Source organism: uncultured Lactobacillus sp. (assembly GCF_947367085.1).
GTDB lineage: Bacteria > Bacillota > Bacilli > Lactobacillales > Lactobacillaceae > Lactobacillus.
In genome coordinates, this window is sequence record NZ_CANBCP010000003.1 from 70,065 (window position 1) to 81,420 (window position 11,356).

Here is an 11,356-nt window from a genome sequence, read left to right on the forward strand (position 1 = left end):
GATTATATGATTACAATTGTAAACGAAAGGAAAACATGAGAATGAAAAATGTAGATACAAATATCTCCGACAGCGAATGGGAAGTAATGCGCTTCGTTTGGACTTTAGATAATGCTTACGCAAATCAAATTATCGATCAACTTAAAACCAAAAAGAATTGGTCTGAATCTACTATCAAAACTTTAATGAGAAGACTAGTTCAAAAAGGCTTGCTTAAGACAAAAAAAGACGGTCGCCGCTTTATTTATACGCCTACTGTCAGCCAAGTTGAAATGATGCATAAGGCCGCTAGTGAATTGCTCAATAAGATGTGTGACATGCATAAAGGTGAAGTAATACTTGAGCTTTTAAAAGAATCTCCTATCTCTAAAGGTGATTTAGTGAAGATGACACAAGAAATTGACCAAAAGAAAGCAGCAGCGCCTGATAAGGTGCCTTGCAATTGTTTGAAAAATGGCAGCACAATCTGCTAAAGGAGGAAGCTATGAATACTAGTCAAATTATCACATTAATTGTTGGCTTAATCGCAATTGGCTTTATCGTCTGGTGGTTTTTTGGTAAACACAAAGAAGCCGTTGGTCAATCCACTGTTGTTAACGATGAACAAAGTGCCAGAATCGTGGTCAAAGGTGGCTATTCTCCTTCAACCGTTGTCTTGAAAAAAGGCGTTCCAGCTGAAGTTAACTTCGATATGCAAGATTCAACCGCTTGTCTATCTCACGTAGTTTTTGAACAACTCGGAGTCAACGAAGATTTAACCAAACAAAAAGTCACTACAGTCAAAATTCCTACTGATAAAGCAGCTACTTACAACTTTGCCTGCGGAATGGATATGTTTCATGGAAAGGTAATTGTGAAATAATGAGTATTTTTTCAAAAAATCAAACCAAAAAAATTATCGTCGATGCAAAGAATCATGGCTATAAGCCAGATGTCGTCACCTTCAAGCAAGGTAAGCCTGCCCAAGTTAAGTTCGTTGCTTCAGACAATATGGGCTGCATGAACGAGGTTATATTTAAATCATTGGGTGTTGACGTCAATTTAAATGGCAAAAAAGATGTCACAATCGATATTCCCACTGACAAACCTGGCATTTATGACTTTGCTTGCTCAATGGACATGTTCAAAGGAAAGGTCGTCGTTAAATAATGAAACTTTCTAATATTCAAAGATTCTGGATTTCATTTATTCTGTCAATCCCAATGCTCATCCAGATGCTAGCAATGCCCTTTCACTGGATGATGCCAGGATATAATTGGATTGCGCTGGTTACCACGACAATCATTATGGCAATTTCAGCTGCACCTTACTGGAGTAGCGCGATTGCGGCATTTAAAAAGCATAGCGCTAATATGAATACCCTGGTTGCAGCAGGTACTGCTGTTGCTTATTTCTACAGTATTTTTGCAATGTTTACGAACCGTCCAGTTTATTTTGAAAGTGCCGCCTTTGTGACCGTCTTTGTCTTATTAGGCGATGCCATGGAAGAAAAAATGCACGACAATGCTTCAAATGCACTAAGTAAACTGATGGGTCTGCAGGCAAAAGATGCCGCAGTTTTAAAGGATGGCAAGTTTGTAAAGGTGCCACTTGATCAAGTGCAAGTGGGTGACCTAATTCGCGTTAAGCCCGGTGAAAAGATTCCAGTTGATGGCGAAATTACTGAAGGAACCACCACTTTAGACGAATCAATGGTCACTGGTGAAAGTATGCCAGTTGTTAAACAAGTTGGCGATACTGTTGTCGGATCCACCATCAACAGCAACGGGACTATCACTTTTAAAGCCACTAAAGTTGGCGCTGATACCATGCTAGCTCAAATTGTTGACTTAGTTAAAAAAGCGCAAACTAGTCACGCGCCAATTCAAAATTTAACTGATAAGATCTCTAATATCTTTGTTCCAGCGGTTTTGATCATTGCAATTTTAACTTTCATGATTTGGTATTCATTCTTAGGTGCAACTGCGGTTCAAGCAATGCTTTTTGCGGTTAGCGTGATTGTGATTGCTTGTCCCTGTGCCTTGGGTCTTGCTACTCCTACCGCTTTAATGGTTGGAACTGCTCGCAGCGCCAAGATGGGCGTTTTGATTAAGAACGGCGAAGTTTTACAAGAAGTCAGCGATTTGAACACCGTTGTTTTTGATAAAACTGGCACGATCACTGTTGGTAAGCCAGAAGTTACCGATATTGTCGGAGATCAGGCCGAAGTGTTAGCCATCGCTGCAAGTGTCGAAGAATTATCTGAACACCCTCTAGCTACGGCTATTATTAAAAAAGCAGAAGCAGAAGATATTAAAACAAAAAAAGTAAATGACTTTGAAGCCATTGAAGGTAAAGGTGTTAAAGCCGACTATAATGGTCAAACAGCCTTTGTCGGCAGCAATCGTCTTTTAGTAGATATAGATATTTCCCGGGAAATGATGAACCACGCCAATGAATTACAAAATCAGGCTAAAACTGTAGTCTACGTTGGTTTAAGCGGTGAAATTATTGGGCTAATTGCTATCCAAGATACTCCGAAGCCAAGTTCTAAGCAGGCAATTACTGAGTTAAAAGAACGCGGCTTAAAGACCGTTATGCTTACTGGCGATAACGAAAAAGTCGCTCAAGCCATTGCTAGTGAAGTTGGTATTGATCAAGTAATTGCGGGTGTTTTACCAAACGAAAAAGCCCACCATATTCAAAAACTCCAAGCTAATGGCGATAAAGTAGCCTTTGTCGGGGATGGAATTAATGACGCACCAGCATTATCGACTGCAGATGTTGGAATTGCGATGGGCTCTGGAACTGATATTGCCATTGACTCAGGTGGAATTGTTTTAGTTCAAAATGACCTACGCGGCGTTGTGCGTGCATTGGATATTTCCAAAAAGACCTTCAACCGCATCAAACTCAACCTCTTCTGGGCCCTCATTTACAACACAATTGGCATCCCAATTGCAGCTGGTCTTTTCGTAGGAGTAGGCCTAACTTTGAGTCCTGAACTAGCTGGTTTAGCTATGGCCTTTTCATCCGTTTCAGTTGTTGGAAGTTCGCTGCTTTTGAACAAAACTAAAATTGCAGGTGCTAATTAAGCGCAAAAGATCCCAAGCTTACAAAGCCTGGGATCTTTTTATTTGTCTATTTTACTTAAGAAGTTTTGCTTAGAGATATATTTAATACTTTTTACATATTGTCCTTTATGCTCGATTGCAACATATTTACCTTGAGGATCATAACCACCCACTTTTTTTAGCTTATAAGATAAAACATGACCATCTTTGGAATTGTATCCTTGAACTTCGTGATAGGACTGAGTTCCCGTAGGAACTTGCGCATAGGTAGTGGTCTTTTCAATAAAGGGATTGAAGCGATCAGTCAGTGAAGTATGAACAAATGAATCTGGCTTGTTATAAAAAACAATCAAAATAAAGGCAGCTAATACTATCAGTGCAATGTTTATGCTTTTCTTTTTCATGTAAACACATCTTCTTTCAGCTAAAATACATATTTCAAAAATTCAATGAACATATAAGAAACAAGAGCATAAATAATAAGAAAAATAAGTCCTATCCACCAATAACGCTTTAAGAGCCGCCAAAGTTTATTTTTGAAGACAATGATATGACTATCCGCAATATCTTCTTGGAACTCACCTAATTTAGCATTTAAATTGCTAATCTGCTTTGAAACATCTTCAGTCGGCGCATTTTCTTTATCTAAAAGCAGAGTATCTAAACTCACATCTAATAAAGTTGCAATATCAATAATGCGTTCAACATCGGGAAGTGCCGTTCCATTTTCCCATTTTGAGACCGATTGACGAGAAACATTTAACTCTTGAGCTAGTTGATCCTGTGATAAACCATGCCGCTTTCGATATTTGGTTAATTGAGTAGCAAATTTATTATTCATAATCTTCTTCCTTTAGATTTTTATTATCTTATTCTAGCTAGCAAACTCTTGCCCGACAAGAACTTTTCTAGATATTCCCCGCAACTGGGAGTTTACGTTTTTGCTACTTATTCAATATAAATAAAAAATGCGCAGTTTATTGGCTGCGCTTTTCATTTGAAGTTAAACATTATTTCCGCAAGCTATTCGTTTACTACGGCTGCTGGTTTAACTTCCTCTTTATTCACTTTAGTCTTCACACTCAATTTAACAGCTACGAATAAAATAATAATTTCAACTGCTAAGAGTGCAAACAATGCGTATCTAACATCGCCTAAGCCTGAAATAGTAGTTAATACTGTAGTCATCACAGGCGCTGTTGCCATGATAACCGTATTAAGCAAACCTACACTTGAAGCTAAGATCTTACGATCAATGCTAGTGACTAACCATTGTTGCATCTTAAGTGAAGCAGTACTTACCACTAAAGCTAATAAGAAGTAAAATGGCATGATTGCATAAATATTAGCAAACATTGCAGCAACTGTAGTAGCTACACTTAAAACATTGGCAACAATAACCATAAAGAAAACAGATTGCTTTTTAAATAATTGTGGTCCAAAAGCACTACCTAAGATTGCACCAACACTTACTACTAATCCAATTACTGCAAGAGTAAAGCTGTAAGTAGAAATAATCATTGTTGAGCGATTGCCGGCCATAATAATTGGTAATAATGAACCCATAGAAGTTAATGCACCATTAAGAAGTGCAATTACTAAAACTACTGATAACAAGCCTGAAGCCTTCTTGATTTGAGTATATGAAGTCTTCATTGTCGCAAAGAATTTTTGGTCATTTACTTCTTGTGGTTCAAGCGGTTTTTCGTCTTTCTTATGACGAAGTCCTACGCTAGCGTATAACAAGCCAGCTGCTAAGAAAGTAAATGCATTAACGAAAGCTAAGCTTGAGTAAGATAAGAAAAGTAATAATCCTGATCCAACAAATTGAGCCACAGTAGTAATTACTTGACTAATACCATTGGTAAAGCCCTCTGCTTGTGCAAATTCGTCTTCTCCAACTAAGTCAACAATTAATGGAGCGCCTAATCCTCTTGAGTAAGTACCAGCCATATCAGAGATAAAGTTGATAATTACTACTGCAATTACTAATCCCCATTGAGATACATTGGTAACGAATAATACTCCAACTAAGCCATAGAGAGCAAATCTAACGATGGACATTACGAAGATGTTCTTAAATTTCTTTCTTGTCTTATCAGCTAAATAACCACCAAAGATATCAAATAAGCTTGGCAATGATTCAGAAATTGCAATTAATGATAAAGCTAGAGAATAATTTTGTAATTTACTTGCATAAGTCATAAATGCTAAGTAAAAAAGAATATCACCAGCACTAGATAAGAAACTAGCAACTGAAAATCTTCTGTAATCTCTGTTCTTCAAAAATACGTTCATAATGTTTAACTCCTTTTTTCATATGTTTTAATGTTGATTTAATATTATCAAGGAATTAAAATTGTTTTTAAAATAGTCGTATTTGAATATTTTTGAGGAGAAACTAAATATGACAATCGGTGAACTGCTTAAAGAATACCGTATCGCTCAAGGCAAAAATCAAAAAGAATTTATCAATGATGGGATGATCGTTAGTCAATCTTATTATTCCAAAGTTGAAAAGAATGCTCATAAAATTGCGGCTGATAGCTTATTAGACCTACTTCATTACAACAACATCCCTGTTTGGGAGTTCTTCAGTCGTCTTAATTCAAGCGATAAGATGAAGCATCAACAAATTGAAGAATTTAATCGAACAATGCATGAAGCTTATTATGAAAAAAATATCGAAAAAGTTAGAAATCTTAGGCCAATAGTAAAAGAAAGTAATCTTTCAGAAAAAGATAAAGAAGAAGAGTTACTACTTATAGACGCATGGCTGGAAGTAATGAAAGAACCTTCGCAAAAGCCAGACTTAGAATTAAGAACTAAAATTAAAGAAAAAATATTCAATATTCCTAATTTTAACGATAACAAAGTAGCTCTTTTCTGTAATTTTATGCCTTTCTATGATCTTGAAAGTAATATCGTGATTGCTAAAAAGATAATAAATCAATACATTAATACTAAAAATACAAAAATGCAGATAGCTGTATTAGCTATCATAGTTAACATCCTAGCCTTCTCACTTAGAGATAATAAAGAAATGAATACTGATTATTTCATTGAAAATGGCGACAAAGTTAAAATAAAGCCAGAGTTAGTATTTTATAAGTCTGCTTTTTGCTTCTTTAAAAATATAATTCTTTATCATCGAACTAATAATAAGGAATACTACGATGAAAGTGTTAAAATTAAGGATTTTTTAATATACATTGGTATATCAAAATACGGCAAAGTTCTTGAAAATCTTCTTGTCACATATAGATAGATTTTACTATAGTATGCATTATTTTTCGGAGAACATAATTATGACAACAGGTGAATTGCTTAAAGAATACCGTATAGCTCAAGGCAAGAATCAAAAAGAATTCATCAATGATGGGATGATCGTTAGTCAATCTTATTATTCCAAAGTTGAAAAGAACATCAATAAAATCACTGTCGATAATTTAGTAGACCTACTTCATTTCAACAACATCTCTATCTGGGAGTTCTTCAGTCGACTTAATTCAAGCGATAAAATGAAGTATCAAACAATCCAGCAGCTGCGAGCATTAATGAGTTCTGCTTACTATAATCATGATTTTAAGAAACTCAAAAATATAAAGAACTTAATAGATGAGACTTCTCTATCTTCAAAAGATAAAGAAGAAGAGAAATTACTAGTAGATGGTTGGCTGGAATCAACTAAACATGATCCTCAATCATTCAACAAGGTATTAAGAGATCAACTTAAAGATAAAATTTTCAACCGCCCATCTTACGATAAATCTACAATTACTTTATACTGCAACTTCATGGCTTTTTATGATTTAGAAAGCAATGAGACCATTGCAACCAAAATAATAAATCGTTATAAAAATACCCAAGATGTTGAGATTCAAAGGGCACTTCTTGCAATAATTGGTAATATCCTTGCACTTGCCATTGTAAAAAATAAATATACTAATACTCAATTCTTTATTGAGACTGCTAATAAGATCGCAACTACTCCAGAACTCTTTTTCTACAAAAATGGTCTATTCTTTTTTGAAAATTGGATTAAATATAAGACCACTAAGCAAAGCAAGTATCTAAATAATTGTCGAATGGCTATTGATACTTTTAAAAACTTGGGAATGGAGAAATATGGAAATACTCTCCAAAGAGAATTCGAGGAGCGAACCGATTAGAGCATTAAAAGCAGGAAGCACTGCTTTTATTTTTTCTCAAATTTTATATTCTAATTAAATCAAATCAACACGAGGAGTAAGTAAATGACAATTGGAGAAGCCTTACACACTGTTAGAAATGAATTATATCTCACACAAGAGCAAATGTGTGCTGGAGTTGTCAGCCGTTCTTTTTACGCTAAAGTGGAAAGCGGGAAAAACTCGATTAGTGCTGATAAATTAGCTAAAATCCTATTCGAACATGAAATAGATATCCCCTACTTTTATCAACTACTTCAAAAAACCTACACATCTAAACAAAAAGCACACGAAATTCTTTTAAATCAAAACATGGAGCAAGCCTTCAATAGCGGAGACATTACTCAAATAGAAAAATGTTATCACCAAATTTTGGCCCACTCTCAATCTAGAATTTTAAAGTTACGAGCTATGATTGCTGTGGCTAATATAAAAGATGAGTTAGATTTAATTGATCCTCAGATAAAGCACGAGCTATTTGTTGAATTTGACGAAGGTAAAAATTGGATGACACGCCCCGAGTTATTACGTCTATTTACCAATACCATGCCGCTATGGGACCAAGAAAGTTTAGACTTCTTTATTGGTCGGCTTCTATCTAAAGCAAAAAAGGACCCACATATTTCAGAACTACAACAACAACGATATCTACGGATTTTTGAAAATTACTTAGCTGTCTGTTATAAACGAAGCACTCAAAACAAAAGCATTGTAGTTGCGCGGGTTAAACAAATAATAGACTATATTATGACCGTAAGTCCCAATCCTCAATTGCTTATTTATAAAGTTGCTGCCGTTTATTTAAAAGAGCTCCTTTCAGGAAACAAAGAAGAAACTCAAAAGATAAAAAATGAGCTAGAGAAATATGGTTATCATAACATCGTAAAAACCTGGCCACAATAATTTTGTAGCATATATGATACAGAATTCCTCCATATTTATGATTTTTGGGTAGTATTAGGATTCATAACGACAGAAAGGAGCTTTTTAGAATCATGTGGTGGTAACTTCCAGTTATTATTCCATATCCTTCAACAACTATTGAAAATTAGAAAAGAGGTTTTTTATGAAAAAGCTATTAACATCTTTTGCTGCTGTGGCTTTATTGGCACTTATTGGTGTAGAAACTGGGCAACAAGTAGGAAATGTAACACAAGCGGCAACTAGAAGTGCAGTAAAATCATATAGATTTGACAGAAACACAATTACTCAAGGAGAGATGAACTTCCGAAATTATCGCTACGAGAGAATTCCAGCTTGGTCACGTCAAACTGGTTATCAAAATCAGCAAGTAGGAGGAGGTTGGAATTATACCTCTTACCTTCACACAAACTTTTATTCTGGTGGATATTAAAACTCAATTTCAAGGCATGGCATTCTCTTGAATGGCCGTGCCTTTTTTGGGAGGATAATTATGATTAAAGTTGAAAATCTAACGATTACTACACGACAGCCAATATTAAAGAACTTCTCGGCTAATTTTGAATCTAGAAAAATATATCAAATTGCTGCCGAGAATGGGATGGGCAAAACCACATTTTTAAAAGCATTGTGTAACTTAATTAGATATCAAGGCAGCATTGAATTCAACAGCCAACCATATTCAAAATGCAAACAAGAAGTATTTTTCTTCGAAGAAAACAACTGGCTTGATACTAATTTAAATAGTTGGGATTACTTAAATCTAGTCAAAAAATTATGGGGATCTGATTGCGATCTAAATAAAGAAATTAAGTTTTGGGGTATCGATCAATTTGTATATTTGCCTATTAAGAAATATTCACTAGGGATGAAGCAAAAGTTGATAATTGCAATGTATTTTGCCAGTGATGCTCAATATCTTTTAATGGATGAAATTACTAATGGTTTAGATGCTAACAGCCGAACCACTTTTTATACTCGAGTAAATGAACTCATCAAAAACTCAGATAAATGCATAATTTTAACATCCCATTATGCCAATGAAATTAAGTCTTTAGACAATCTCACCAAGCTCAAATTAGAAAATTTAACCATGCATGAGGATGATTAAAATGGCATATATACAATTTCAATTAAAAAAAGTGGTTAAAAGTAACATCTCTGTGATTACAATCTGCTTACTGTTATTAATTTCTTTTATTGTATTAGGCTTGAATGCTAGTGCTTCAAAAAACAATTCTTTCCAAAGTCAGGCAAAAGACAACTTAATAATGCAAAACGATGCTATTAAACAAATGAGCAATTCACTAAAACACTATAAAAGAAATGGTGAAGCCTATAACTTAACCCAAAAGAGCATTCAAGATACTAAAAAACAACGCCAAGATACCCTTAAATTACTCCAAGCATTCAAGATAAGTGACTGGAGAACTATCTATAGTTATCAATTAAAAGCTGCTAGCTTAGCTAAAAATATCCAAGAAAAAAATAATAGTGTTAATAACGATGAAAAAAGAGCGTTAACAAAAAACGTTAAATTCTTTGAGTATTTAAAAAGGCATCCTCTTCCATACGAAGAGAATCCACCTGTTACTGGGATTCAATTTTTACTTAATTTAAATCAAATGTACTTGCCTTTTTTATTTATATTGGTAATTACCTTTATTTTGACTCAGCTTTATACGTCAAAGTACAAAAATAAAACTGATATTAGTTCATTATTACCAATTACTAGTAATAAAAAGTATGCTCTCGACAGCTTTGTTGGGATCTCAACTACTGCTATAATTTTTTATTCTATCAATCTGATTGTATTTATTGTGGCTGCAGGTATTTTTAAGATCGGAAGTTTAGCTTATCCCTTTTATCTATACCGCAACTTGCAAGCTGCAACACTAAATCAATATGTTCCTACTTCTCAAGTAATTGTTCCTATTGCCATCTTACAAATTTTAGTAGGAATATTTATCGTCACTTTTATCCAATTAATCTCAAATCTGATTCGCGAAAAATTTCCCAGTCTATTCATTTGCTTGCTTCTTTTAATTGGACTCAGTCTTGCAACAACAGTAATTGTTCCATTTCAAAAAGCTGCTGCTTGGCTACCTACGACTTACTTTAATGTAATAGGAATTATTTCAGGAGAAGTAAGTGTTCAATATCATAATATTCAAGTAAATTACATTACTGGAATACTGACTCTTACTACTTGGATAGTAATTATCTATATAGTGGGACTGTTGATCTCTAAAATGAAACGCTAGAGCAAATAAAAAAGGCGCAAGATGCACCCAGTAAACTTTAAGCATTAACTTTTTTATTTTTATAAACAATGAACATTACCAATTCACACACAGCAATGAATGCTAAATAGGTAAATAGCATACGCGAGGTTAGAGTGAAAGTTGTATTAAGTGAATGTGCACTGGCGACATTACTAATTCTCAGGCCTAGCAAACTAGTCTTCACACTTGTTCCATTCATACTAAATAGCGTCACGATTAGTCAAGCAAAAAAGCAATCAAATATAAGCCTGTTGCAGTGCTCAGCACTTTTAAGTATTTCATATGTATCCTCCAAACAAAACATAATTTTCATTAGTATCCACAATTTGAAAACTCAAATCAATTTTTATGTATAATTTGGATCATCAAAATTTTTGTGGAGGTAAAATTATGCATAAGATTCCATGCTCCGCTGTTAGAGCTCTCTGCTATTTTGTAAGCATAGTCGTCTGGGTAATACTTTTTATCCTCTTCATATCCCCTCATATTCCTAGTCCTTTTCTCAACGGCTTATGCGCTGGACTTTTAGGCGGAACCATACTCTACATCCTTAATCTATTATTTAATCGAAACAAATAGCATATTTATGTATAATCTTTCTTTGCAGATTTTGAAATTAATAATACGAGGTATGCAAAATGAGTAAAAAAGTTGCTTTATATCTACTACCCCCTCTTTGTTTAGTAGCCATTTTTCTTGGCATTGACTTGTTAACTAACCACCATAATTTATGGATGTCTGGCGTTGTAACACTAGGTTGGTGGCTGTTTTCTTTTGGCAGTGATTTTTTAAGTAAGAATCGTCAAAAGTTCCTGTTCTTCTTGTGTGTAGCAATTATAGTTGCTATCATCAGCGCCTTAATTTATATCAAACTAACTGTCTAACATTAACTCGGCTCATATTTCTT

The 11,356-nt window shown here is 34.5% G+C and carries 15 protein-coding genes; 11 read left to right on the forward strand and 4 right to left on the reverse strand.

The genetic code is table 11. From position 1 onward, the window contains the following. Positions 1-35: 35 nt before the first annotated feature. The 4 genes from Q0Y70_RS01150 to Q0Y70_RS01165 are packed head-to-tail and all read left to right on the forward strand — an operon-like array spanning position 36 to position 3,074. Positions 36-473, forward strand: coding sequence for a CopY/TcrY family copper transport repressor (locus Q0Y70_RS01150; RefSeq protein ID WP_297815508.1), 438 nt, complete (start codon positions 36-38; stop codon positions 471-473). 11 nt (positions 474-484) lie between these two features. Continuing rightward, positions 485-862 carry a cupredoxin domain-containing protein gene (locus tag Q0Y70_RS01155; RefSeq protein ID WP_297815510.1) on the forward strand — a complete coding sequence of 126 codons (378 nt, stop codon included), beginning with the start codon at positions 485-487 and terminating at the stop codon, positions 860-862. Further along, positions 862-1,149 carry a cupredoxin domain-containing protein gene (locus Q0Y70_RS01160; RefSeq protein WP_297815512.1) on the forward strand — a complete coding sequence of 96 codons (288 nt, stop codon included), beginning with the start codon at positions 862-864 and terminating at the stop codon, positions 1,147-1,149. The genes Q0Y70_RS01155 and Q0Y70_RS01160 overlap by 1 nt, the downstream gene beginning before the upstream one ends. After that, complete coding sequence (locus Q0Y70_RS01165; RefSeq protein ID WP_297815514.1) at positions 1,149-3,074, forward strand: copper-translocating P-type ATPase; 1,926 nt, start codon at positions 1,149-1,151, stop codon at positions 3,072-3,074. Before Q0Y70_RS01160 ends, Q0Y70_RS01165 begins: the two co-directional genes overlap by 1 nt. Before the next feature lie 38 nt (positions 3,075-3,112). Here Q0Y70_RS01165 and Q0Y70_RS01170 read toward each other — a convergent pair whose 3' ends face one another. From Q0Y70_RS01170 to Q0Y70_RS01180, 3 genes are all read right to left on the reverse strand, one after another. Beyond that, a complete protein-coding gene (locus tag Q0Y70_RS01170; protein WP_297815516.1) occupies positions 3,113-3,457 on the reverse strand; it encodes a YxeA family protein in 345 nt (114 codons plus the stop codon). Between the two features lie 20 nt (positions 3,458-3,477). Further along, the gene (locus tag Q0Y70_RS01175; RefSeq protein WP_297815518.1) at positions 3,478-3,894 is read right to left on the reverse strand and encodes a helix-turn-helix domain-containing protein; all 417 of its coding nucleotides are present in this window, start codon (positions 3,892-3,894) and stop codon (positions 3,478-3,480) included. 182 nt (positions 3,895-4,076) lie between these two features. Next, the gene (locus tag Q0Y70_RS01180; protein ID WP_297815520.1) at positions 4,077-5,351 is read right to left on the reverse strand and encodes an MFS transporter; all 1,275 of its coding nucleotides are present in this window, start codon (positions 5,349-5,351) and stop codon (positions 4,077-4,079) included. Between the two features lie 109 nt (positions 5,352-5,460). Here Q0Y70_RS01180 and Q0Y70_RS01185 point away from each other — a divergent pair, with 109 nt between their 5' ends. The 6 genes from Q0Y70_RS01185 to Q0Y70_RS01210 all read left to right on the forward strand — a co-directional run bounded on the left by Q0Y70_RS01185 (position 5,461) and on the right by Q0Y70_RS01210 (position 10,428). Continuing rightward, positions 5,461-6,321 (forward strand): helix-turn-helix domain-containing protein, encoded by an 861-nt coding sequence (locus Q0Y70_RS01185; protein WP_297815522.1) that lies wholly within the window; start codon positions 5,461-5,463, stop codon positions 6,319-6,321. A gap of 40 nt (positions 6,322-6,361) precedes the next feature. Further along, positions 6,362-7,225: a helix-turn-helix domain-containing protein gene (locus Q0Y70_RS01190; RefSeq protein WP_297815524.1), complete on the forward strand. Its 864-nt coding sequence runs from the start codon at positions 6,362-6,364 to the stop codon at positions 7,223-7,225. Between the two features lie 84 nt (positions 7,226-7,309). Next, positions 7,310-8,146, forward strand: coding sequence for a helix-turn-helix domain-containing protein (locus Q0Y70_RS01195; protein WP_297815526.1), 837 nt, complete (start codon positions 7,310-7,312; stop codon positions 8,144-8,146). A 163-nt stretch (positions 8,147-8,309) separates the two neighbouring features. Next, positions 8,310-8,597: a hypothetical protein gene (locus Q0Y70_RS01200; RefSeq protein WP_297815528.1), complete on the forward strand. Its 288-nt coding sequence runs from the start codon at positions 8,310-8,312 to the stop codon at positions 8,595-8,597. Positions 8,598-8,657: 60 nt separating this feature from the next. After that, entirely contained in the window at positions 8,658-9,275 is a 618-nt protein-coding gene (locus tag Q0Y70_RS01205) for an ATP-binding cassette domain-containing protein (RefSeq protein WP_297815530.1), read from the forward strand. After that, on the forward strand, positions 9,268-10,428 hold the full coding sequence (locus Q0Y70_RS01210) for a hypothetical protein (RefSeq protein WP_297815532.1): 1,161 nt from the start codon (positions 9,268-9,270) through the stop codon (positions 10,426-10,428). Before Q0Y70_RS01205 ends, Q0Y70_RS01210 begins: the two co-directional genes overlap by 8 nt. Positions 10,429-10,465: 37 nt before the next feature. Here Q0Y70_RS01210 and Q0Y70_RS01215 read toward each other — a convergent pair whose 3' ends face one another. Next, positions 10,466-10,648: a hypothetical protein gene (locus tag Q0Y70_RS01215; RefSeq protein WP_297815534.1), complete on the reverse strand. Its 183-nt coding sequence runs from the start codon at positions 10,646-10,648 to the stop codon at positions 10,466-10,468. Positions 10,649-11,087: 439 nt separating this feature from the next. Between Q0Y70_RS01215 and Q0Y70_RS01220 the strand changes: the two genes are divergently transcribed. Next, on the forward strand, positions 11,088-11,333 hold the full coding sequence (locus tag Q0Y70_RS01220) for a hypothetical protein (RefSeq protein ID WP_297815536.1): 246 nt from the start codon (positions 11,088-11,090) through the stop codon (positions 11,331-11,333). Positions 11,334-11,356 lie beyond the last annotated feature (23 nt).